At 59.7% G+C, this 23,744-nt stretch carries 19 protein-coding genes; 10 read left to right on the plus strand and 9 right to left on the minus strand.

Annotation, left to right across the window (positions count from 1 at the left end; genetic code table 11):
* Positions 1 to 40: 40 nt before the first annotated feature.
* Positions 41 to 1,630: a glycerol-3-phosphate dehydrogenase/oxidase gene (locus ACN19L_RS16730; protein ID WP_426490609.1), complete on the minus strand. Its 1,590-nt coding sequence runs from the start codon at positions 1,628 to 1,630 to the stop codon at positions 41 to 43.
* Positions 1,631 to 1,751: 121 nt separating this feature from the next.
* Between ACN19L_RS16730 and ACN19L_RS16735 the strand changes: the two genes are divergently transcribed.
* The 4 genes from ACN19L_RS16735 (at position 1,752) to ACN19L_RS16750 (ending at position 4,567) form a co-directional block, all read left to right on the plus strand.
* Positions 1,752 to 2,162 (plus strand): GNAT family N-acetyltransferase, encoded by a 411-nt coding sequence (locus ACN19L_RS16735; protein ID WP_426490610.1) that lies wholly within the window; start codon positions 1,752 to 1,754, stop codon positions 2,160 to 2,162.
* A 14-nt stretch (positions 2,163 to 2,176) separates the two neighbouring features.
* Positions 2,177 to 2,866 carry a DUF4288 domain-containing protein gene (locus ACN19L_RS16740; RefSeq protein WP_426490611.1) on the plus strand — a complete coding sequence of 230 codons (690 nt, stop codon included), beginning with the start codon at positions 2,177 to 2,179 and terminating at the stop codon, positions 2,864 to 2,866.
* A 33-nt stretch (positions 2,867 to 2,899) separates the two neighbouring features.
* On the plus strand, positions 2,900 to 3,814 hold the full coding sequence (locus ACN19L_RS16745; RefSeq protein ID WP_426490612.1) for an MBL fold metallo-hydrolase: 915 nt from the start codon (positions 2,900 to 2,902) through the stop codon (positions 3,812 to 3,814).
* A gap of 195 nt (positions 3,815 to 4,009) precedes the next feature.
* Positions 4,010 to 4,567 carry a hypothetical protein gene (locus tag ACN19L_RS16750; RefSeq protein ID WP_426490613.1) on the plus strand — a complete coding sequence of 186 codons (558 nt, stop codon included), beginning with the start codon at positions 4,010 to 4,012 and terminating at the stop codon, positions 4,565 to 4,567.
* A gap of 12 nt (positions 4,568 to 4,579) precedes the next feature.
* Here the strand turns inward: ACN19L_RS16750 and ACN19L_RS16755 are convergent, their stop codons facing one another.
* Positions 4,580 to 6,781, minus strand: a complete 2,202-nt coding sequence (locus tag ACN19L_RS16755) for a penicillin acylase family protein (protein WP_426490614.1) — start codon at positions 6,779 to 6,781, stop codon at positions 4,580 to 4,582.
* A gap of 117 nt (positions 6,782 to 6,898) precedes the next feature.
* Here ACN19L_RS16755 and ACN19L_RS16760 point away from each other — a divergent pair, with 117 nt between their 5' ends.
* On the plus strand, positions 6,899 to 7,261 hold the full coding sequence (locus ACN19L_RS16760; protein WP_426490615.1) for a hypothetical protein: 363 nt from the start codon (positions 6,899 to 6,901) through the stop codon (positions 7,259 to 7,261).
* 219 nt (positions 7,262 to 7,480) lie between these two features.
* Here the strand turns inward: ACN19L_RS16760 and ACN19L_RS16765 are convergent, their stop codons facing one another.
* Positions 7,481 to 7,834, minus strand: a complete 354-nt coding sequence (locus ACN19L_RS16765) for a HesB/IscA family protein (RefSeq protein ID WP_226265928.1) — start codon at positions 7,832 to 7,834, stop codon at positions 7,481 to 7,483.
* 204 nt (positions 7,835 to 8,038) lie between these two features.
* On the opposite strand from ACN19L_RS16765, the gene ACN19L_RS16770 reads away from it, so the two are divergent.
* Positions 8,039 to 8,578: a hypothetical protein gene (locus ACN19L_RS16770; protein WP_426490616.1), complete on the plus strand. Its 540-nt coding sequence runs from the start codon at positions 8,039 to 8,041 to the stop codon at positions 8,576 to 8,578.
* On the plus strand, positions 8,578 to 8,958 hold the full coding sequence (locus ACN19L_RS16775) for a hypothetical protein (RefSeq protein WP_426490617.1): 381 nt from the start codon (positions 8,578 to 8,580) through the stop codon (positions 8,956 to 8,958). The genes ACN19L_RS16770 and ACN19L_RS16775 overlap by 1 nt, the downstream gene beginning before the upstream one ends.
* Positions 8,959 to 9,127: 169 nt before the next feature.
* Here ACN19L_RS16775 and bshA read toward each other — a convergent pair whose 3' ends face one another.
* Entirely contained in the window at positions 9,128 to 10,264 is a 1,137-nt protein-coding gene (gene bshA / locus ACN19L_RS16780; RefSeq protein WP_226265934.1) for an N-acetyl-alpha-D-glucosaminyl L-malate synthase BshA, read from the minus strand.
* 234 nt (positions 10,265 to 10,498) lie between these two features.
* Positions 10,499 to 13,450, minus strand: coding sequence for a glycoside hydrolase family 3 N-terminal domain-containing protein (locus tag ACN19L_RS16785; protein ID WP_426490618.1), 2,952 nt, complete (start codon positions 13,448 to 13,450; stop codon positions 10,499 to 10,501).
* Positions 13,451 to 13,757: 307 nt separating this feature from the next.
* Here ACN19L_RS16785 and mutL point away from each other — a divergent pair, with 307 nt between their 5' ends.
* The 3 genes from mutL (at position 13,758) to ACN19L_RS16800 (ending at position 17,727) form a co-directional block, all read left to right on the plus strand.
* The gene (gene mutL, locus ACN19L_RS16790; protein ID WP_426490619.1) at positions 13,758 to 15,842 is read left to right on the plus strand and encodes a DNA mismatch repair endonuclease MutL; all 2,085 of its coding nucleotides are present in this window, start codon (positions 13,758 to 13,760) and stop codon (positions 15,840 to 15,842) included.
* A gap of 94 nt (positions 15,843 to 15,936) precedes the next feature.
* Complete coding sequence (locus ACN19L_RS16795) at positions 15,937 to 16,719, plus strand: rhomboid family intramembrane serine protease (protein WP_226265947.1); 783 nt, start codon at positions 15,937 to 15,939, stop codon at positions 16,717 to 16,719.
* Between the two features lie 105 nt (positions 16,720 to 16,824).
* Positions 16,825 to 17,727 carry a rhomboid family intramembrane serine protease gene (locus ACN19L_RS16800; RefSeq protein ID WP_426490620.1) on the plus strand — a complete coding sequence of 301 codons (903 nt, stop codon included), beginning with the start codon at positions 16,825 to 16,827 and terminating at the stop codon, positions 17,725 to 17,727.
* Between the two features lie 52 nt (positions 17,728 to 17,779).
* On the opposite strand, the gene ACN19L_RS16805 is transcribed toward ACN19L_RS16800, so the two are convergent.
* The 4 genes from ACN19L_RS16805 to ACN19L_RS16820 all read right to left on the minus strand — a co-directional run bounded on the left by ACN19L_RS16805 (position 17,780) and on the right by ACN19L_RS16820 (position 23,250).
* The gene (locus tag ACN19L_RS16805; RefSeq protein ID WP_426490621.1) at positions 17,780 to 18,481 is read right to left on the minus strand and encodes a DNA alkylation repair protein; all 702 of its coding nucleotides are present in this window, start codon (positions 18,479 to 18,481) and stop codon (positions 17,780 to 17,782) included.
* Between the two features lie 192 nt (positions 18,482 to 18,673).
* Positions 18,674 to 19,615 (minus strand): malate dehydrogenase, encoded by a 942-nt coding sequence (gene mdh / locus ACN19L_RS16810; RefSeq protein WP_426490622.1) that lies wholly within the window; start codon positions 19,613 to 19,615, stop codon positions 18,674 to 18,676.
* Positions 19,616 to 19,721: 106 nt separating this feature from the next.
* Entirely contained in the window at positions 19,722 to 22,349 is a 2,628-nt protein-coding gene (locus ACN19L_RS16815) for a carboxypeptidase regulatory-like domain-containing protein (protein ID WP_426490623.1), read from the minus strand.
* Positions 22,350 to 22,395: 46 nt separating this feature from the next.
* Complete coding sequence (locus ACN19L_RS16820) at positions 22,396 to 23,250, minus strand: GLPGLI family protein (RefSeq protein WP_426490624.1); 855 nt, start codon at positions 23,248 to 23,250, stop codon at positions 22,396 to 22,398.
* Between the last annotated feature and the right edge of the window lie 494 nt (positions 23,251 to 23,744).

The raw sequence follows: 23,744 nt of genomic DNA on the forward strand, positions 1-23,744 counted from the left end.
GTTGTAAAGCCTCCGGCCTCTGCATGACGGTCTGGAGATTTCAGGGCAGATAGTGCCGTGCTACCTGCTCAAACTCCGCTATCTGCCGCTGCTGCCAGTCGGCCCCAAACCCCAGCTCCTGCGCCAGCAATGCAGCTACGGTGGGGGCTACGCGCAGGGCGGCCCGGGCATCCAGAAACAGCAGCCGTACGCGGCGGGCCAGCACGTCTTCCACGGTGCGGGCCAGTTCGTAGCGAACGGCCCACACCACTTCGGCCTTGGTGAATTCCAGCGCAGGGTCGAGCGGCTCGCTCAGCTCCGGATGCTCCTGAAGCAGCTGGCGCAGGGCGGGCTGGTCGGAGCCGTAGAGGGCGAGGTGGGGGCGGTCGGGTGGCGTGGGCGCGCCTCCGGCACCGTGGATGGGCAGCGTGGCGGTGCGGCTGGGGGCAGCGGGCAGCTTGCCCAGGGCAATGAGGCGGTCCACTACATCCTGGCCCATGCGGCGGTATGTAGTCCATTTACCGCCCGTGATGGTGAGCAGGCCGGTATCGGAAACCAGGATTTTGTGGCTGCGGGAAATTTCCTTGGTTTGGGCTGAGCCGTGTTGCGGGGCGGCTAACGGGCGCAGGCCGGCAAACAGGCTCAGCACATCTTCGCGCCGGGGAGGGCGGGCCAGGTATCGGCCGGCGGTGCGCAGCACGAAGTCTATTTCCGCTTCCAGGGCCCGGGGCTCTTCCAGGGTTTCGGATAGCGGGGTATCGGTAGTGCCCACCACCACGCGGCCGTGCCAGGGCACGGCAAACAGCACGCGGCCGTCATCGGTTTTCGGAATCATCAGGGCATCCGTACCCGGCAGAAACGACTTATCCAGCACCACGTGAATACCCTGGCTGGGCCGCACCAGCGGGGCCGTGCCGGGCGCATCGAGCTGCCGGATGGCATCCACGAACACGCCGGTGGCGTTTACCACAGCTTTACCGCATAATAATTCGTAGGTGTGGCCGGTTTCCTGGTCCACGGCCTGTACGCCGGCCACCTGGCCTTTGCCGGTTTTCAGCAGACCGGTTACGGCCATGTGGTTGAGCAGAGTGCCGCCCAGCTCAATACCCGTCTGGGCCAGATTCACGGCCAAACGGGCATCGTCGAACTGTCCGTCGTGGTACACCACGCCGCCGCGCAGGCCCTCGGGTTTGATGGTGCTGAGGCGGTGCAGGGTTTCCGATTTGCCAATGTGCCGGGCCGCGCCTAGGCTTAGCTTACCCGACAACAGGTCGTACAGCTTCAGGCCGAGCGTGTAATACGGTCCGCTCCACCAGTCGTAGTTCGGGATGATGAATGACTGGTTCTGGCAGAGGTGGGGGGCATTGCGCAGCAGCAGGCCCCGCTCGTGCAGGGCTTCGCGCACCAGTGCCACGTCGCCCTGGGCCAGGTACCGCACGCCGCCGTGCACCAGCTTGGTGCTGCGGCTGCTGGTGCCCTTGGCAAAATCGTGGCGCTCCAGCAGCAGCGTTTTATAGCCCCGGCTCAGGCCGTCCAGGGCCACGCCCAGCCCGGTGGCCCCGCCGCCTATCACAATGAGGTCCCAAAGCTGGGGCGAATCAAGTTGTCGGAGCAGGGTTTCGCGCTGGAAGGGCAGGGTAGGCGGGAGCATAGCCGGAAGGTAGGATGGATTCCCCGGAACGGATTGCGCCGGAAATGGATAATTTTCGGCGCCCGTTTCTGAACTCCCTACGCTGTACCGACCTGCCCAACCCGCGGATATTCCGGCCCTAATGGAAGTCCGCTTCGCCGTGCGCGAAAACGTGCTGCGCAACCGCGCCCTAGTGACGGAAGCCGACTGCCTGCACTACCTGACCGAGCGGGGCCGGGGCTGGGTGGCCGAAGAGGCGGGCCGGGTGGTGGGCTTTGCCATTGCCGATGCGCGGGAACACAGCGTGTGGGCCCTGTTCGTGCATTCTGATTTCGACCGGCAGGGCCTCGGTAAAACCCTGCTTCACCAGCTGCTGCACTGGTATTTCGCACAAACCGACCATCCCATCTGGCTCAGCACCTCCCCCGGCACCCGCGCCGAGGAATTTTACCGCCGCCAAGGCTGGCAGGACACCGGCCGCACCGCCAGCGGCGAAGTGCGGTTTGAGTTGACGAAAGAGGAGTGGAGCCGGGTAGATGATTTTGATAAATAGTTGGCCGGCTACTGATGACTAAAATCCTGAACGAGGCAGACTGGCCGTTACACCAATTGGTACCAGGCACTGCGCTGGACGTTACGCTGCACCTGACGAATCCACCATTGGATGTTCTGCTGCCGATGCTGCCTAAGGTCCGGCTGGTATTCAGTAACCAATTCCGCAAGCAGCATTTGGAGCAGCTGAAAGCGTCAGGCCTGCTACTGGCTTGCGTGCCTTTTCCTTCCAGTCGTCAGCCCAGAGGTGCTACGGGTAGTGTCGGGATAGAGCAATTACAGCAGCTTGCCAAACTGCCATTTGTGGAGTCGCTCTGGATTAATGGGATACAGAGTGTGCAATCCAGGAAGCGCCGGAAGCGGCCTGCACGGTCGTTTCATTGCGTGCAAACAACCGTGGCCGTTCAGATCGAGGGCGAAACTCAGGGGCTGCAGTTATATGAGCAGCGGTGGCTCCTGATAAAAGCAACCTCGTGCGAGGACGCCGGCGAGAAAGTCCGAAATGCCAGCCGGACTTACGCCGAACCGTATCTGAATTCAGATGGGAAGCTGGTCCGGTGGCAGCTGGAAAGCGTGGATGACTGTTACGAAACCGGCCTCACAAAGCTGAGTGAGCTGGATAATCCGGACGGGGCAGAGGTCTTTTCCATTCTGAAGCGCCGTCGGCTGACATCTGACCGTATGTGGGACGGTAAATCAGACTAGATGAGGATAAAAGCATGGTGCGTAGGGCTTGGTATGGCCCTGGCAGGAATCCAGAGCGCCACGGCCCAATCGGCCTTCACGGTGGTGCCGCTCGGGGTGAAGGGCGGAGTGGATGAAAGCAACCTTTCGGCCTATCTGGTGGCCCCGGCCGGCTCGGCGGAGTACGTGTGCCTGGATGCCGGCACCGTGTACAGCGGCGTGGTGCGGGCTGTGGCCCGGAAGGCGTTGCCCGGCCCGGCCGCCGAAACCATCCGCACCCGCATCATGGGCTACCTGGTGTCGCACGCCCACCTCGACCACGTGGCGGGCCTGCTGCTGGGTGCCCCCGATGATGCCCCGAAACCCATCTACGGCCTGCCCGAGTGCCTGGCCACGCTCCAGAACGACTACTTCAACTGGCGGGCCTGGCCCAACTTCGGCCCGGCCGGCAACCCGCCCGCGCTGGGCAAGTACCAGTTCCGGGAGCTGACGCCCGGACCCGAGCAGCCCCTGGCCAACACCGCCATGAGCGTACGGACGTTCCGCCTCAGCCACGGCCGGCCCTTCCAGAGCGCCGCGTTTCTGGTGCGCAGCGGCAGCAGCTACCTGCTCTACCTCGGCGACACCGGCGCCGATACCGTGGAGCAAAACGATAACCTGCGCCAGCTCTGGCAGGCGGTGGCCCCGCTGGTGCAGGCCCGGCAGCTCAAGGCCATCTTCATCGAAACCTCCTACGCCAACGCGCAACCCACCCGGCAGCTGTTCGGCCACCTCACCCCGGCGCTGCTACTGGAGGAGCTGACGGTGCTGGGCCAGTTGACCGGCCCGGGCGCGCTGCAGGGGCTGCCCATCGTCATCACGCACCGCAAACCCGGCAACGAGGCCGCCATCCGTCAGGAATTGCGGCAGGCTAACACACTAGGCGTACGGCTGGTGTTTCCGGAGCAGGGGCGGCGGCTGAGGTTTTAGTGGGACAGTTTATAGCAATTTTGCGAACGATACGCCCATTGAACGGGTGTAGAGACGCGACACTTCGCGTCTCGTCGTTGCTGACGTTGGGTACACCCGGTTGGCCAGACCGTTCGACGGGGAGACGCGAAGTGTCGCGTCTCTACGCGATGGTCAGGCCGGTTTTCTAATCTGCTATGTCGAAATAAACTAACAATGAATACCTCTGAAATTCCGATTAAGCCACGCTACAGGATACGTTCTGTCTTGGCCTGCATTATCACGGTAACAATGGGTGCTGCATTAGCAGTGTTTGCCGCTTTTGTTCTAAAAGCCATTCTGAATGATTTTAGCGGATTAGGCCTGTTTATATACCTGATGCTCATTTCTATATCAGGTATGGCTTTATTAGGCGGGCTTACCAACAGCTTCGGTATCAGAGTGGCAGCAAAGGATGCGCGTATCGACATTTACTACCTGTACTTCTTTAAAAAGCGGTACTCAGCTCATGATTTCGTAGGGTATAAGATGTATACCCACTTGACCAAATACGGTGTATACCAAGCGTTTTTCATTGAAACCGAACGGGGCACCCAGTTTGCCTTCAATGAGTTCCAGCTGTCGAACTACATTGCTATCAGGTCTGCTGTTGAGGAGGTGTTGCCGAACAATGCCAGCTTACAACTGCGGCTGTGGAGGCTTTTGCCCCGGCAGTTCTATATCGGTATGCTGGCCTGGGTTGTGCTGTGTCATGCATTAGCGCTGCTGAAATAAGCAAGGAAACCTTTACTGCCCCGGCGAATACGTGCGCTCTACGTGCTGCTGGATGTCTTCGGGGTAAAACCACACGTCTTTGAAGTTCTCCTCGGCGTAGAGGGCGGCCTGGTCGCGGAAGTGGGGGGAGGTGGGCAGGTTGCTGTTGCCGCCAGCCAGCACCGAGCGGGCTTTCACGCGGGGGCCGAGCTCCACCACGGCAATAAAGCTGTTGCCCACGTCGCCGTAGCGTTTTTTGGTGCCGGGCCGGGCCTTGGAGCCAAACGCCGCCAACGAGCCCCAGGCCGAGGAGGTGAAGGCCACCGGCAGGCTGGGCTGGTCGTCGCGGTAGGTTTCCTCCACGTTGCCGGTTAGGCGCTGAAACCGGTTTACCTCGCCCCATGCGGTGCGCCAGGTGCCAAAGTCCTGTGTCAACTCGTCCAGAGTTTCCTGCAAAGCCGCCACCTTCTCGGGGGCGGTGGTGTGGCCGATGGTGAACTGGGTGAGGCTGATGTAGTCGAGGGGCTGGTTGGCGGGGGCGCGGCTGCGGCCCAGGCGCAGCAGCCGCTCGGCCCAGTAGGTAGCCACCGTTTGGGGCACCGAGGTGCGGACGTAGCGCCGGTCCCAGCCCTGCAGCAGGCGGGCGGCTTCCAGCACTTCGGCGGTGGGCGGGTTGGGGCCGTCCTGCACCGACTGCACGTCCTTCGTGAGGGCCGAAATCAACTCCTCAAACCCGGCCAGGTACGGGTCTTTGGCGGCGGCAATCAGCGTATCGAGCGTGAATACCGACTTACGGCCCAGCACCCGCACCGCGTTGATGCCCCGGTAATTCTCGGCGTCGGGGGCCATGTAGGCGGGGTACTGGCTGCGGGCGGGGCTGCTGGGGCCGGATACCGTGTAGGGCGTGGCGTTGCAGTTCTGAATCCAGCCGCTGGCCGGGTTGCGCACCTGCACCAGCTCCTCCACTTTGTGCAGGCCCCGCCACTCGGTAGCGGGGTTGCTGCCGTCCACGGGCTGGCTCCAGTCGAACTGCGGGTTGCGGCGGGGCATGAAGTTGCCGTGCCAGTAGGCAATGGTGCCCTTGCTGTCGGCAAACACGGTGTTGTTGCTGGCGTTGCCGTTCAGCTTCATCACCTCCCGGAAGCTGGCGTAGTCGGTGGCCTTGGTGCGCAGGAACGACTGCTCCAGCGCGGCCAGCGGCGTGTCCATCATGCGCACCGTCAGCCACCGGGTGTCGCTCAGCTGGCCCACCACCGGGCCGTGGTGGGTGCGGTAGGTGGTGAACTGCCGACGGCTCATGGTGCCATCTGCCTGGCGGTAGGGCAGCGTGACGGTAGCCGTTTGCACCGGGCGCAGCTTGCGGCCGTAGCGGTAGTAGTACTTGCCGTTTTTTTGCTCAATGGTTTCCAGATACTCGTCCATCGAGTCGGCCTGGCTGGAGGTGTGCATCCAGCCGCAGTGCTCATTGAAGCCTTGGTACACGAAAAACTGGCCCCACGTAACGGCCCCGTAGGCGTTGAGGCCGGCCCGGCTGGTTACCTGCACCTCGGGCCGGAAATAGAACGAGGTGTGCGGGTTGATAAGCAGCAACGGGTGGCCGCTGGCGCTTTTGGCGGGCGCAATGGCAAACCCGTTGGAGCCCACCGGCTCCCGCTCCAGCAGTCCTGCATCGGGCCGCACCCAGGAGGTGGATTTGCGCTGGCTGCCATAGAAGTTCTTGAGCCGTTCCAGTGGTACCACGCTGATGTTGCCGCCAATGCTGCCCTCACTGAACAGCAGCGGCATCCAGGGCTGGAAGCGGCGCAGCAGCCGGGGCTTCACCGTGGGGTGGGTGTAGAGGTAGTAGTTGGTGCCGTCGGCGAAGGCGTTGAGCAGCTGCTGCATCCAGGCCGGGCTTTTCCGGTAGAGCTGGATGGCCTGGGTGGTATCCATGAACAGGCGGGCCCGCAAATCTTGGTACAGGGCCGCTTCGCCCTCCACTTCGGCCAAGCGACCAATGGCGTCGAGGTAGTTGGTTTCGACGCGCGGAAAATCGTCCTCGCATTGCGCATACAGCAGCCCGAACACGGCGTCGGCGTCGGTCTGGCCCTGCACGTGGGGCACGCCCCAGGTGTCGCGGGTGATGGTGACCTGCCGGGCCTGCTGTTGCCAGCGGGCAATTTCGGTGGGGGTGAAGGCCTGGGCCCGCAGGCCGTGGGCCGCCAGCAGCAGCCCAACCGAGAGTACGTACCGCATCAGAGAATTCGCAGAAATTGGGTGGTTGAATATCTGCCCGGGGGCATGAAGCCGCCGCTACGCGCAGCATGCTAACTTACCGCCAATATCCTCCATTCTTTCAAGCTATAAAACCCCGTGGTAGAAGTAACCAAAGACGGCGACCTGGTAACCTTCCGGGTGAAGGGCCTGCATAAGCTGTGGGCCTTCAAAAGCCAGCTGCAGATTCCGGCCCGCCATATCCGCGGCGTGCGGCAGGATCCGCAGATATTGAAAGGCTGGTGGAAAGGTATTCGGGCCCCTGGCACCCACATTCCTGGCCTGCTGGCCGCCGGCACGTTTTACCAAGATAACAAGCGCATTTTCTGGGACGTACACCGTGCCGAAAACGCCCTTATCATCGAGTTGGAGCATGATGAATACCAGGAGCTGATTATCGAGGTGGTTGACCCCGCTGCCGTGATGCAGCTACTATCCTCATCAGAACGCTTTTCTGACTAAGCAGGGTAGAAAAGGGTGCCAGCAGAACAGTTGTAGAGACGCGACACTTCGCGTCTCATCGTGGGGACGACCAGAATTGAACCAGCCAAAACAACGTCAGCAACGACGAGACGCGAAGTATCGCGTCTCTACAACCGGGCCAGGCCCCGGGAGGTCCAATAAAACGCAACGAGCCCCGACTACTGCCGGGGCTCGTTTTACTGTAGGAAGAGAGGCTGACTACGCCGAGAACGACGAGCCGCAGCCGCAGGTGCTCTTAGCCTGGGGGTTGTTGAACACGAAGCCGCGGGCGTTGAGGCCGTCCTGGAAGTCAACCTCCATGCCCAGCACGTACATGGCGTGTTTCTTATCCATGATGAGCAGTACGCCGTCGAGGTCGAAGGTTTCGTCCTGGTCTTTGGGTTTGTCGAAGCCCAGCAGATAGCTCATGCCCGAGCAGCCGCCGCCCTGCACGCCCACGCGCAGGCCGTATTCGCCGGGTACGTTTTTCTCAACCAGAATATTCCGGACTTCCTCCAGCGCGCGGGGAGTGAGGCTGATGGGAGCAAGTTTCGTGGAGACGGCCGTTGCCATAGTGAGTTCTTGTTTAGGAAAGTAAGGCGACAAAGATACGAAGCAAGTAGTAGTTCCGAATGCTGCTTGGCATCGGGGCTGCCACACTACGTCGGTCGCTTGGTGCGTTTGGTCGTATAACAACGGCTTGGGCCCTCCGGTTCACGAAGTATCTTTGCCGGCCCGGGCAGCTGCCGTGGGGCTTTTTCTGCTACTCCCTCTCGCATGGATTCTACTGCGTACATCTTCGACCTGCTTAAAATTATTCTGCCGGCGCTCATCGTAGCCGGAGCTATTTACTACCTGTTTCAGCAGTTTCTGGAGCGGGAGCAGCAGCGCCGCCTCATCGAAATGCGCCTCGAAGCCAGCAAAACCACCCTGCCGCTGCGCCTGCAGGCCCTGGAGCGCGTGACGCTGCTGCTGGAGCGTATCAGCCCCAACAACCTATTGGTGCGCGTGAGCAGCGCCGGCCTGCCCGCCGCCGACTACCACCGTCTGCTGCTGCAGGAAATCCGGGCCGAGGTGGAGCACAACCTCAGCCAGCAGCTCTACATGCAGCCCGAAACCTGGGACGCCGTAAAACAGGCGCAGGAAGCAGTCGTAAACCTCATCAGCACCCAGTTCCGCAGCCTACCCAACCCGCAGGAAGCCCGCGGCCCCGAGTTGGCCCGCCGGGTGCTGGAAACTCTCATGCAGGACAACCAGCCCGACCCCACCGCTGCCGCTCTGCTGGCCGTGAAGCGCGAGGCGGTGGCTATGTTCTGATGCAGAAGTATACATGGATTGCTGCTGCCGGCATGGTATGGGTGCTGACAAGTGTGCCCGCGCATGCCGAAATGAACAAAGGTGCGTCGATGGGCTCAACGCTATGGGCGCTTATCCTATTAGCAGTAGGCATTCCACTTGGCATCGGGCTGCTAATGCAGGTGCTGATAGCCAACGCAACCGACAAGCATCCCAGTCGTGCCGCCACCTTGTTCATGGCTTTCACCAGTTGGTGGGGAGGAATGTTTCTTGCCATGGGGAGCCACGAAACAGGACAAAATGAGTCTGGCAGTACGTTTCTATTGATTCTGATTACAGCAGTATTAACGGCTGGCATGGCTTACTTGAGTGGCACCTCTGCTCCTCCGCATGAGGAGTAGCAGTGAGCCTCCACGCAGTCAGTAACCGGAACAATTAGGTATAAATGCAGAAAGCCCCTGACGTCAGCACGGACGTCAGGGGCTTTCTGCATATCGAGATTTTGTGCCTTGAAAAGGACGGATTGCTTCGGCCTCCAGCCTCGCAATGACAGGCTTCTACTCTTTACCCCTACGCCGTCACCAAAGAAGCGGCAATGGCGCGCTGGTAGCAGGCTTCGTAGCGGGGTACAATGTGCTCCACGGCGAAGGTTTCGGCGTGGGCGCGGGCGGCGGCTTTGAAGCGGGGCAGGTTCTCGTCTTCCAGCACGAACAGGGCGTTCTTCACCATATCCGGCACGTCGCCGATTTCGCTAACCATGCCCGTTACGCCGTGCTCGTTCAGCTCGGGAATACCGCCAGCGTTGGAGCTGACTACGGGCACCTCGCAGGCCATGGCCTCCAGGGCCGCCAGCCCGAAGCTTTCCTTCTCGGAAGGCATCAGGAACAAATCGGCAATACTGAGCACCTCCTCCACGGCTTCCAGCTTGCCGAGGAAACGGATATCGTCGCAGAAACCTACTTCCCGGCACAGTTTCTCGATGCGGGGCCGGTCGGGGCCGTCGCCTACTAGCAGGAGCTTAGCCGGAATCTGTCGGCGCACGCCCGCAAAAATCTGCACCACGTCGTCGATGCGTTTCACGGAGCGGAAGTTACTGGTATGCACCAGCAGCTTTTCGCCATTGGGGGCAATGGCCGCCTTGAAGTGGCTTTTGTTCTGCTTCTGGAAGCGGGTGAGGTTGATGAAGTTCGGAATTACCTCAATGTCCTTCTCCACCGCAAAGTACTCGTAGGTTTCGCGGCGCAGGTCGGCTGATACGGAAGTTACCCCGTCGCTCTGGTTGATGCTGAAGGTTACTACCGGCTCGTAGCTGGCATCCTTGCCCACCAGGGTAATATCAGTGCCGTGCAGGGTGGTAACTACCGGAATGCGGATGCCGCGGGTGAGTAGAATCTGCTTGGCCATGTAGGCCGCCGAGGCGTGCGGAATGGCGTAATGCACGTGCAGCACATCCAGCTTCTCGTTCTGCACAATGTCCACCATCTTTGAGGCCAGGGCCAGCTCGTAGGGCGGGAACTGGAACAGCGGGTAGGGCGGAATGTAGACCTCGTGGTAGAACAGGTTCTCGTTGAAGAAATCGAGACGAACCGGCTGGCTATAGGTGATGAAATGCACGCGGTGGCCGCGCTGGGCCAGGGCTTTGCCCAACTCGGTAGCCACCACGCCGGAGCCGCCGAAAGTAGGGTAACAGACAATGCCGATGTTCATGTGAGCGGTAGCTTGAGCTTGCGCCGTTGCGGGAACGGCTGAAGTGGTGAGAGAGGGGAGAGCCGGTTATGGGGTCATGCGACAGAATCCGGGGTTCGACAGTAGCGTCGGCTTCAGATGCTGCGCGGAACCCGCAACGGCAGGGCAAGGACAAAAAAATCGGCGGCAGGTCGCTCCGAGGAACGTACTGCCGCCGATTGCGGAATCAAAGGAACGGAAAAGCTGGACAACACATCATGTCTTCTGCAGCGACTTGTAGATTACGTCGTGGATGCGGGTGCGGATGTTGTACTGGCGCAGCTTGTTATTGCCGGCGTCGGGGTACACGCGGTTAGAAAGAAAGATGTAGAGGATTTTGTTTTCGGGGTCCATCCACACGCAGGTGCCCGTGAAGCCGGTGTGGCCGAAAGTGCTGGCCGGCGACAGGTTGCTGGTGGGACCCTCGGGCTTGGTCGGGTCGCCCCGGTCCCAGCCCAGGCCGCGGCGGTTGCCGGCCTCGGTGCTGCGGGCAAACTCGGTTACCACGGGCGTCTGGAAGTAGCGCTGCCCACCGTAGCGGCCGTTCTGCAGATTCATCTGCATCAAGATGGCCAGGTCGTTGGCATTCGAGAACAGGCCCGCATGGCCGCCCACGCCCCCAATCATAGCCGCCGTCTGGTCGTGCACGGTACCCTGCAACTGGGTGCGGCGGAAGTACGTGTCGTTTTCGGTGGGGGCAATGCAGGATTTGGGGAATTTGCTGAGCGGGTTGTAGGTCATGTTGCCCAGGCCCAGCGGCTGGAAGAAGTTCTTCTGCAGGAACTCATCAATGGGCTGCTGCAGCACTTTCTCAGCTACCCGCTTCAGAATGATGAAGCTCAGATCAGAATACTCCACCGGGTACTTGCCCTTGGTTTTGGGCAGCAGGCCGGAGCGCTGCACCCACGTCCACACGGAGTCCTCGGAGGTGCGCAGGCTAAACAAATCGGGCGTTACCTCCCGCGAGAATTCGGCCGACTCGGTGCTGGCGTAGAAGGTGGGTTTGGGGCCGGTTTTGGTGATGGTTTTTTCCCAGGTAGGAATGCCGGGCTTGAGGCCGGCCTGGTGCATGAGCACCTCGCGCACCGTCATGTCCTTTTTATTGGTGCCTTTCAGCTCGGGCAGATAGGTGGCTACCTTTTCGTCGAGGTTGAGCTTGCCCTGGTCTTTGAGGTACATAATGGCCTGCAGGGTGCCGGCTACTTTCGTTACCGAGGCTAGGTCGTAGAGGGTGGTGCTGTTGACGGGCTGCTGCTTGTCGTAGGTGCAGTAGCCGTAGCTTTTATCGAACACCACCATGCCATCCTTGGCCACCAGCACCTGGCAGCCGGGGGCGGCGGCGTAGGCCACGGCCTCCAGGGCCACGTTGTCAATCTGAGCCAGCACCTTCGAGTCGAGGCCTACTTCCTCGGGCGTGCCGTAGCGCAGGCGCTTGAAGTCGGGCGTGGGCAGGCCGGTACCCACCTTCAGGTTCTCGGACACCGTAACGGGCAGGCGGCCCTTGGCCGGCAGCGCCCCAAACAGCACCTGCGGCACCACCAGGTGCGAGGCGTAATTGTCCTCGTAGGCGCACACCAGGTTGCGGTTTTCCTCCAGAAACTTCAGCGAGTAGGCATTGCCGAAGGCCACCACCACTGTTTTGATTTTCGGGTTGGCCCGCAGGTCTTTCAGGAATTTCAGTGCCCCTTCCCCAATGCCGTAGCTGTGGGTAGGAGTATTGTTCATGTTGTGCAGGCTCACCACCACCACGTTGTAGGGTGAGAGGCGGCTGCTGATGCGGGCAAACGTGCTGTCGAGGGCGTAGCGGTTGGGCACGGCGTACACCGGCCCATTCTGATACTTGCCCATAATTTCCCGGTAGGTGGGCGCATCCGAACCAATGGTAACGGCGGCCACGCGCAGGGTATCCAGCCGGTGGAAGGGCAGAATATCGTCCTGGTTTTTCACCACCGTGGTGGCGTGCTCGTAAATCTGCTGCTGCACCATGCGGCTCAGGGGCCGGTTCAGGTTCTGCATCAGATTGGGCACGTCGATGGGGCGGTAGTGGTTGAGGCCGGCCCAGAACTTGGCCCGCAGCATCTTGCGCACCCGCTGGTCCACGTCGGTTTGGTCGATTTTGCCAGCCGCAATGGCCTCCTTGATTTTCGTGAGAGCTATGGGCACATCCTCCGAAAACAGCAGTACGTCGTTGCCGGCGGCCAAGGCTAAGGCATCCAGTTCCCCAGGCTTGTAGAGGTTAGATACGCTTTTCATGTTCAGCGCATCCGTAAATACTAAGCCTCGATAGTTCATCTTCTCCTTCAGCAGCCCCGTCACTAGGTTTTTGGAAACCGTGGCCGAGAGGGTGCGCACTGTATCAAACAGCGGCATATAGAGGTGGCCCACCATCACGCCCATCACGCCCTGCTCAAATGACTTCTGGAAGGGGTAGAGGTCCACGTTGGTGAGGCGGCCCAAATCGGAGTTGATAACGGGCAGGGCAACGTGCGAGTCCACATCGGTGTCGCCGTGGCCGGGGAAGTGCTTTACTACGGCAATAACGCCGTGGTCCTGCAGGCCCCGGATATACTGCACGCCCCGGCTGGCTACCTGCTCCTTGTTCTCCCCGAACGAGCGGTTGCCAATCACCGGGTTATCGGGGTTGGAATTCACATCGAGCACCGGCGAAAAGCTCACGTGCACGCCCAGCGTCTTCATCTTCAGGGCAATTTCGCGGCCCATCTGGTACACGTACTGCTCGTCATCCATAGCCCCCAGCGTCATGCCCTTAGCGAAGTGCATGCTGGAGTCCAGGCGCATATCCAGGCCCCACTCGGCGTCCATGGCAATGAGCAGGGGCACTTTGGCGGCGGCCTGGTAGCGGTTGGTGAGCAGCGCCTGGCGGCGGGGCCCACCCTGCAGGAACATCAGCCCACCCACGCCCTGGTTGCGCACCAAGCCTTCAATGGCCTGGGCGTGGCGCTTATCCTTGTTGGAGTAGGCGGCCACCATAAATAGCTGGCCCAGGCGCTGGTCGGGGGTGAGCGAGTTGAACACGCTGTCCACCCAGTTCTGCTCCGCCACCGACATGGGCCGGGCCCCGTTGTCGCGGGGCACCGAGGAGGAAACAGCCCAGCCCAGGCAGGCCAGTACTAGCAGGAAAAGTCCAATCCGAAAGTCTTTGAGCATCGGCTCCGGTGGTTCGTGCTGAAGAGGTAAAGAACTGGTAGGCGAGCCGAAAAGCCCTACTTTTGCCCCTCCAAAAAGGGTGCCGGGTAGGGCTGCCGGCCGGGATAAGGGGCCGCTGTAGTTGGCCTTTGAATCCCTGCCTGCCTCACTTCCCAACGCAGGAACCAACGAATTAATCTCCGGTGGTACGCACAAAAGTTGGCCGCAAACTTACGCATAAATTCCCGAGGCCCGTTGTACTCAAGCGGATAGCTGCCGTACGCCTGCCCAGCGCACCCGCCTTTTTTTCGTTGATTTTAGCTTCGCTATGGCCGATATCATTCAACTTCTGCCCGAATATTTAGCCAACCAGATTGCCGCCGGCGAGGTGGTGCAGCGCCCGGCCTCGGCCGTAAAGGAGCTGCTGGAAAACGCTGTGGATGCCGGGGCCACGCAGGTGCAGCTCATCATCAAGGAAGCCGGCAAGCAGCTGGTGCAGGTGGTGGATAACGGCTCGGGCATGAGCCCCACCGACGCCCGCATGAGCCTGGAGCGCCACGCTACCAGTAAAATCCGTACCACCGACGACCTGTTCCGCATTCGTACCCTCGGGTTCCGGGGCGAGGCCCTGGCCTCCATTGCGGCCGTGGCCCAGGTGGAGGTGCGTACCAAGCAGCGCGGCCACGATACCGGCACCCTGCTGCTGGTAGAAGGCTCCCAGATTACCAGCCAGCAGCCCGTAGCCTGCCCCGACGGCACCAGCATCAGCGTGAAAAACCTGTTTTTCAACGTGCCGGCCCGCCGCAACTTCCTCAAGAGCAACGCGGTGGAAATGCGCCACATTCTGGATGAGTTTCAGCACGTGGCCCTGGCGAATCCCCAGATCAGCTTCTCGCTGTTCCAGAACGATTTGGAGGTGTTCAACCTGCCGGCCGGCAAGCTCAGCCAGCGCATTGTGGCGTTGCTGGGCAACGGCTACAAGGAGCAGCTGGCCCAGGTGGAGGAGGTAACCCCGTTTCTGTCGGTGAAGGGCTTTATCGGCAAGCCGGAGTCGGCCAAGAAAAGTCGGGGCGACCAGTTTTTCTTCGTCAATAACCGCTTTATCCGCTCGGCCTACCTCAATCACGCGGTGCTGACGGCCTACGAGGGCCTGCTGCCCAAGGACACCCACCCGTTCTACGTGCTGTTCCTGGACCTTGACCCCAAGTCCATCGACATCAACGTGCACCCCACCAAAACCGAAATCAAGTTCGAGGACGAGAAAACGGTGTACGCTATTGTGCGGGCCGCGGCCAAGCAGAGTCTGGGTCTGCACAACATGGCCCCGTCGCTGGATTTCGACGGCAACGTGAACTTCGCGCCCATTCAACCCCTCCGGCTCTCGGGCCAGGAGAAAAACCCGTTCGATGACAGCTACCAGCCCGATGCGCTGGCCTCGGCGGCCCGGGCGGCGGCCAAAAGCCCCGGCCGTCCTGCCTCCGCTGATGCCTACGAGCGGCAACTGCCGCCCCGGCCCACCGAGCAGGCCAAGCGGGAGCTGGAGGAGTTCTATAAAAGCCTGAGTCAGCTGAGCGTGCCCGACGTGGAACACGAGGCCACGGCCGTAGGCGTACCCGTGCCCACCATCACGCCCCTGGCACCGGATGAGGACCTGCCGGCCGATGAGCAAGCCCCGCTTCCCGGCGGCCTCGATTTGCGCGCGGGCTTCACGGCCATGCCCACCGCCCCGGATTGGGCCCCGGCCACCGACCAGCCCACCCCACCTGCGCCGGTGGTGTTGCCCAGTGTGGCCGCGGCCCCGGCCACGTCGCCGGAACTGCCGCTGCGCGAATCCAGCACCGGGCCCGGCAATAAGGTGTTGCAGCTGCACCAGCAGTATCTGCTGGTACCCGTAAAATCGGGGATGATGCTGATTGACCAGGTGGCGGCCCGGGAGCGGATTCTCTACGAGCAGTATGCCCAGAGCCTGGAGCGGGAGGTGAGTGCCTCGCAAACCCTGCTGTTTCCGCGCACCATCACCTTCACGCCCCAGGATTTTGCCATTCTGCGGGAGGTAGAGGAGTCGTTGAAGGCGCTGGGCTTCCGGTTCACCGATTTCGGCAAGAACACGATTGCCGTGGAGGGCATTCCGGCCGATGTGCCCGCCCGCGACGAGAAGGAGCTGCTGGAAGGCCTCATTGAGCAGTTCCGGAACTCGGCCGGCCCCATGAAGCTGGACCGGCGCGAGCAGATGGCCCGGGCGCTGGCCCGGCGTGTGGCCGCCAGTGCCGGTGGGGCCCGCCTCTCGGAGCGCGAAATGACAACTATCGTGGATAAGCTGTTTGCCTGCACCGTACCCAACTATACTCCCGATGGCCGCCGTACCATTGTGATGCTGGAAATGGGCCAGATTCAGGAGCTGTTCCGGAAGTAGGCTTAAAAATTCTGTAGGGTCCGGCACTTACGCTATGCACTACGTATCTGAGTAGCTTCACCTTTTGCAACCATCCCGCCTGTAGTAGTCCGCTATGTTCCAATTCACCCCCATGGTTCGCAACCTGCTCATCGCCAATGTGGTGGTGTTCATTGCGAGCAAGTACCTGCTGAACCTTGATCTGCTGGCCTTGTATCCCATTGGCTCACCAATGTTCTGGCCCTGGCAGTTCCTGACGTACATGTTTATGCACGCCGATACCGGCCACATCTTCTCTAATATGCTTGGGTTGATTTCGCTTGGGCCGTTGTTAGAGGAGCGGTGGGGTGCTAAGCGGTTTCTCACATTCTGGCTGATTTGCGGGGTAGGAGCTGGGGTGCTGTACGATGGCCTACGCACCTACGAGGTACACCACATGGGCCAGCAGTTGGAGGCGTTTCGTTCCGAACCTACAGATCTTAACCTGCTACAATTTGCCGAAACCAACCTGCCCGATCAGGTAGAGACTTTCAAGCCAGCTGCCATAGCGCTGCATAAAAATCCAGGTGATACCTATGTGGTGAGTACCACTTTGGAAGTGTTTAATCGGCTCTACGAAAACAGCCTGAACACTCCAATGGTAGGAGCTTCGGGGGCGCTGTTTGGGGTTCTGATTGCGTTTGGCATGCTGTTCCCCAATACTACGCTGATGGTATTTCCGCTGCCGGTGCCCATCAAAGCTAAATACTTCGTTATCCTGTACGGCCTGTTTGAGTTCTTCTTCGGCGTCCGGCGTATACCCGGCGACAACGTGGCGCACTTTGCGCACCTAGGCGGAATGCTGGTGGGCTTCGTGTTGTTGCAAATCTGGCAGCGCAACCGCACCCGGTTGTACTAAATATGGCAGGCTGAAGCTTCGGGTAGCAGCTTGCACGAAAATTGCGGAATTTCCGGCCACCCCACCGTTGCTCCGGACGTACTGCTTCCATCCACCCCACCACGCATGAGTATCGTTACCGACATTCGAACTGCCTTTAGCCGCCGCGACAATGCGCTGAATCAGCTGTTGCTGATTAACGTGCTCGTGTTCGTGTTTCTGGTGCTCACCAAGGCCATCATGAGCCTTTCGGGGGTAGGAGACTACTTTCTGAATGTACTCCGGCAATTCCAGCTGCCCTCCGATGTTCCTAGTTTGCTGCGCCACCCCTGGACGCTGCTCACGTATGCCTTTTCCCACCAGGAGTTCTGGCATATCCTGTTCAACCTACTGAACCTGTACTATTTCGGGGCGCTGATCCGGGAATACCTCGGCGACCGGCGCCTGGTGAGCCTGTACGTGTTGGGGGCTTTGGCCGGGGCACTGTTTTTCCTGCTGAGCTTCAACCTGCTGCCGGCATTGCGCCCTATGGTAGGGATTCCGTTGCTCGGCGCTTCGGCATCGGTAACGGCCATTATTATGGCCGCCGCCACGCTGCTGCCCGACTACACGTTTATGCTGTTCCTGCTGGGTCCGGTGCGCATCAAGTACATTGCCGCCGTGGTTATCCTATTGTCGGTGCTGGCTATTAACCAGGGTAACCCCGGCGGCGGCATTGCCCACATCGGCGGGGCGCTGCTGGGCTACCTGTTCGTAAAGCAGCTGCAGGCTGGTCGCGACCTGGGCCGCCCCGTGCAGGCCGTAGGGGACTTCTTTGTACGATTGGTAACGGGCCGCCCCAACCTGCGCGTTACGCACCGGAGCGCTGCCTCAGCTCCAGCCGCGCCAGCCGCTAAAACCAAATCAGGACCTGCTTCCCAACCCGGCGAAGATGAAATCAACCTGATTCTGGATAAAATCTCGCACTCCGGCTACGAGAGTCTGAGCAAGGAGGAAAAGCAGAAGCTGTTTCGGGCCAGCCAGAAATAATTTCGTCACCGGCTACACGCGGGCCGCTTCTGGGAGCAGAGGCGGCCCGCTCTTATTTGCGCATGTGCCAGGTGCGCCGCTCAAGTGGTAGCCGCTCAATGGCGTAGCGCAGGGTGATGCGCGGTAACTGCCCGTGGTGGTCGGTCAGAAATTCTTCCAGGGCTTCCTCGTTGCGCTTGCCTACTTCGCGCAGCATCCAGCCCATAGCTTTGTGCATGAGGTCGTGGGGATGGGCAAGCATCAGCTCCACCAAGCTGAAGGTATCCTGAAACTGGCCCTTGCGGATGAAGGCCAATGTGGCTACCACGGCCATACGCTGGCTCCACAGCTGATTTTCGGCGGCCAGCTCGTACAGCGGCTCCCGATTCTTATCCAGTAGGTAGCTGCCCAGCAGGGTAGGAGCGGTAATATCCACCAAGTCCCAGTTGTTCACGCGGTGGCGGTTGGCGAGGTAGTGCTCATGGATGGCCTGCCGCCCGGCCGGGCCCGCCTTGGCAAACTGCAGCGTCCAGATAACCAGGCCCACAGCCCGGGCCTCATGCCAGCGACTACGCAACAGCTGCTCCACCTCAGCCATTGGCAGCGCCCGAAACTCCCGGGCCAAGGCTCGTTGCTGGGGCATCGTCAGGCCCAGAAACTGGTCACCCTCGCCGTACTCGCCGGGGCCAGTCTTGAAGAACCGGGCTACTCCACCGGCACGGTTGGGGTTGGCCAGGGCCTGGAGGCGGGCAAGTACGTCGGCGGCAGCGGGCATCGTCAGGGAATGTCGTAGGTGATGTGCTTGGGGTCGTGCGTGTAGAAATAGGCGTAACAGCTCCTCTTTTGACGGAAAAGGTCAAAGGGCTGGCTTCAGAAAAATGCGCAGTTCAGTTCCGTCAGACGCACATAAAAACGGCTGCCCCGCGAGTGCGGAGCAGCCGTTTCGGGTGATACCAGCCGTTACCGACTAGGCTTCGGCTTTGCTCATGTTGTCGAGGGCGTCCATTACCTCTTTCACGTGGCCGCGCGAGGTTTCCAGCAGGGCTTTTTCCTCGTCGTTGAGTTGCAGCTCGATGATGCGCTCAATGCCGTTTTTGCCCAGGATAACCGGAGCACCCAGGTACACGCCGTTGATGCCGTACTCGCCCTGCAGCTCTACGCACACGGGGAACACGCGGCGCTGGTCGCGCACGATGGCTTCTACCATCTGGGCGGCGGCGGCACCGGGAGCATACCAGGCCGAGGTACCCATCAGTTTCACCAGCTCGCCACCACCTACGGCGGTGCGCTGCACAATGGCGTCCAGTTCTTCTTTGCCAATCAGCTCGGTTACGGGAATGCCGCCCACGGTGGTGTAGCGGGGCAGGGGCACCATGGTGTCGCCGTGGCCACCCATCAGTACGGCCTGAATGTCTTTGGGGCTCACGTTGAGGGCCTCGGCCAGGAAGGCGCGGTAGCGGGCCGTATCCAGAATGCCGGCCATACCAAATACCTTCTCGCGGGGCAGCTTGGAGGTGAGGTGGGCCTGGTAGGTCATTACGTCCAGCGGGTTCGACACCACGATGATGATGGCGTTGGGCGAGTATTTCACCACCTGCTCGGTTACCGACTTCACGATGCCGGCGTTGGTGGCAATCAGGTCGTCGCGGCTCATGCCGGGCTTGCGGGGCAGGCCCGAGGTAATTACTACCACATCCGAGTCGGCGGTGCGCGAGTAGTCGTTGGTTACGCCCACGGTGCGGGAGTCGTATCCGATGATGGGGGCTTTCTGCCAGATATCCAGGGCTTTGCCTTCGGCAATGCCTTCCTTGATGTCAACGAGGACGATTTCGTTGGCAATTTCGCGGGTGGCCAGTACATCGGCGCAGGTTGCGCCTACGTTGCCGGCTCCAACTACGGTAACTTTCATCAGTGGATGGAATTGGGTGTGAACTATGGGATGCGCGTAAAGCTACTTTATAGAAGTTAGATATGAGAAGTAAAAAGGGAGACTTTTCCTAAAAAGCCCCGCGCGCTTAGAAGGCGACCCGCACCGAAATCAGTAGCTGACGGGGCCGCAGTTCATACTCGTTTTGCACCAGTACGAAGTCCGAGACAAATGCATACTGATAGGTGCGGGCGTCCAGCAGGTTGCTGGCTTTCAGCTCCACGTCCAGCTTGCGGGCTGTGGGCAGGGTGTAGCGGTAAGTGGCATCCAGGAAAAACGTGCGCACGGCCGGGCCTGCACCGGTACTACGGAAATACTCGGCGGTCAGCAGTACCTGGTGGTGGTCGGTAGGGTAAAAGGCTAGGCCGGCCCGGTGCTCCTGCATACGGGAGGTAGGTTGGGCCGCTTCACCCACTTGGCTGCCCAGCAGTGTTAGCTGGCCGGTGTACTCTAAGCTGGCCCAGCTGATGGGCGAGGCATTGGCCCGCAAACGCGCGGTGCTCTGCCGACTGCGGGTGGTAGCTAGGATAGTATTCAAGAGCACAGGTTGCTGACTGCTGCTGCCGCTCAGCTGCAAACTCACACTCGTTTTCCAAGGGCTGATGAACTTGCTGGCCTGGGCTGCCACCGTATGCGTGGGCGCCACCGTGCGCCGGGCCACGGCTACGGTGGTCAAAGAGCCATCGGGGCGCACCAGGCTACGCAGCAGCTGGTTGCGAGTAGTGCTGCTGAAGCTGTACGTGGCTTGGTAAAACCAGGAGGTCAGTGGGTTTTCGTAGTGGAAGCCTAGCCGGCCGCTGACCACGCGCTGGCGGGTGAGCAGGGCGGCGTTACGCTGCAAAGTACGGTAGTCGCGCAGTAGGTAGCCGTAGTACAGCTGCTCCAGGCTGCCTGCTGGCGTGGTCAGGTCAGCCCCAAACTTGGTGTGCCACAGCCCGCTCAACTCGTAGCGGCCCGAAACCTGGGGCTCTAGCGTTAGCCAACGGCGCTGCTGAGTAGCGAACAAAGGCGCATCGGTGGCGCGCAGGGTGCGGTAGCTCAGCGGGGCCTCGGCCTCCAGACTCCACCGGGCGGTTTTATAGGCCAGGGCGGGTTGCAGGTAATACCGGGCCTGATGGGCGTGTAGCTGGTTCTGCAGCGTATCAGCCGGGGCTTCGGACTCAGCGGGCAGCTGTAAGGCTGAGGTCAGCGTCGGCAGCTCCTGCGTGATGCCAGCCTCGGCCGTGTAGCGCCAGCGGGCCTGCCCCCACAGCAGCGCCGCCGAGTTGCTAGTGTAAAAGGTGCGCTGCCGGGCCTGCTGAGCGGCCTGGGCATAGGGCAGCCCGGCGGTCAGCATTTCCGGCAGCGGGCCCGGCTCCACCGTCAGCCGCTGGGGGCTGGTGGCCAGCGTCAGCACCGAATTTACCTGGAGCATCCGCCCCCGGCTCAGCGGCTGCACCAGCCCCAGCCGGTTGCTGAGGCTGGTGAAGGGCAGGCGGGCTCGTTGGCGCACGGGCTCAGCGTCGAGGCTGCGGGTAAGCTGGCCGGTTTGCTCCTCCCAGCTGGAAGCCAGGCTCAGCACGTTCTTCAGGTAGTACCGTTTCACGTTGCGGATATAGGCCAAATCGGTGTTCAGCTGGTGGGGCCGCAGCACGTTGCGCTTGTCCTCCGTGAGCGTGATGGCGCGTCCGTCGGGCAGGGTATAGCGGGTGCGGGTGCTGCCCCGGCGCAGCTGCTCATCGGTAAGGTAGAAGGCATTCACGCGCAGGTTGGCGTCTTTGCTGAAAGGCACCAGATGGTTGGCATTGACTAAATGAACCCGGTTGAACAGCCAGCGGTTGGCGGGCAGCGGGGGCTGGCCCAGCTCCTGAATACTGGTCAGGTCGGGCCGGCGCAGGCCCGGCTCCCGCAGCCGCTGCAGCTCATCCAGACCCAACGGTTTCAGCTCGGTGGCCACGTCCTGGCCGGTGTTGTTGGTCTGGTAAGTATCCAGCAGCTGCTGCCGGGGCGTAAATAGCATGGGGGCAAGGTTGGCCTGCCAGAGCAGCGGGGGCGCACCCACGCCCAGCCGGCCCTGCCCGGTGGCGGTAATGTTCTTTTTAAGACTGATGTTTAAAGAGGCCTGCTCCGACTGCCGCACCCCGCGCAACGCCGCAATGGGTTGGTGGCGCTTCAGCACCTGCACGTCCTGCACAGCGTCAGCGGGCAGGTTATTGCTGGCTTGACTGTAGCGGCTCTCCAGCAAATCGGCCCCATTGATGTAGAGCTTCTGAATGGGCCGGCCCTCGTACAGAATGCGCCCACTGGCCTCTACCTCCACGCCGGGCATTTTCTTCAGCACGTCGGCCAGTACCCGATCCTTCTTCTCGGTAAACGCCGATACGCGGTAGCTGAGCGTGTCGCCCTCGCGCCGGATGGGCGGAGCCTTGATGGTGACTTCCCGGAGTGGGGTGAGGTTGTCTGGCAGAGTGAGGCTTACGGCCTGCGAATGGTTGCGCAGCCGCCGCGTCTGGTCCCGGAAGCCCAGGCTGCGGGCGCTCAGCAACACCGAATCGGTGGCAAACGGCAACTGCACCCGGAAACGCCCCGCCTCATCGGTCACGGCTACGGCCGATTCATCCAGTCCCGGCAGAGGCTGCACTTCCACCAGCGCCCCCGGAATGTGCTGATGCCGAGTATCGGTGATGGTGCCGGTAAGCGTAGTTTGGGCGTAACCTATAGCTGTTGTAATCCACAATAATGGAATGATATAATATGCTCTGTATTTATATATGTCTAACATTTTAATACTTAAGCTCTATTGGATTATTGCGCTTTTTTAGTTTTTCCAGATGATTTTTTTTGAACGCCTCCATGTTATTAATTTGTACCATTCCGTTGTTTGTTATATTTTCTATAAAATTATTTTTGTAATCAAAATAGCTAGTGTAATACTTGTTTTTAGAAACATTAACTGTTGTTTTTGCCAGAGTCATTACTTCTTGTGGCATTCTAATAGCATATTCTTTGGCTGGTTTATACATATGTGTGAGTTCAAAACGGTAGCTATTTGTTTTGTCTACAGCTTGTATAATCAAGCCAGGTAATCCTCCAAATTTATAAGGTCCATTGCTGAATGGAAGCTGTCGGGTAAACCAGACAGCATAATCCCTGCCGCCTAGGCTTGTGTAAGCACGCTGGCACCTGTAACCGTTTATGGTTGTAGTATCCGATGAAATTCGCCATTTCATTGGATAATCTTTTTCTTGATAATATGATATTACTTTTCCAATTGTTCCAAAATAAGTACATGTGTTGTATTTAAAGTTTTTTATAACAATACCGTCAAACTTATACCGGGGAAGATTATCCATCTCATTCATTCCCTCATGAAACAAAGGTGAGTTTAATTCGGTATGTTGATATTTGTTAATAAGAGAATCGGCTTTGTAACGGGCAATGCTTCTGAATTCTGATATACTATCTGAAATAGCCAGTTGAGTGAGTTCGGTCCATGTTGCTTTCGATGTAGAATCTGGTCTGCTTGTCATCCGGTATAAAAAAATAATTTTTGCGGACGATGGGTGCATACTCATAAATTTGCTTGATGAGAGCAGAATTACGGTGAATAAAAGGTAAAGTAAAATTTGTTTTTTCATATAAAAATTTCTTCTGCGAGTTGATGACAATTGTATATAAAAAGCCACACTCATATGAGTGTGGCTTTTTATATAGATAGGAGTTAGTAGCAATGCTCTTCCTGTAATCTGTATTTCGCGTCAAAAACGTCGACTGAGCTACAAGCGTATGTGCGGCCAAGGAAATCGATGGGGTTATTATTAGAATCATAGTCACCGCAGCTGACACTGAAGCTCACCCATCCGCATCCTTCAACTACTAATTTCTTAGATACACGCGTATTTCGTTTGTCAACTTTGGGCTTGGCACTGATGCGACTTGCACTAGATGCCGCCATACTGCTGAACGATACGCCACCCAACAGGGCGCCATTAGAAGAACTCTTTTTATGATAGGGTAAGGGTTAGATGAAATGATACCCCAATAACCCGTCGCATCAGCGAGCAGTCAAGGGCAGAAAGTTGCTGTTTGTGACTGGGTGCATCTTGCTCTGTTGGCGAAAATACAATGCTGC

The sequence above is a fragment of the Hymenobacter sp. 102 genome (genome assembly GCF_049949205.1).
Classification (GTDB): Bacteria; Bacteroidota; Bacteroidia; order Cytophagales; family Hymenobacteraceae; genus Hymenobacter.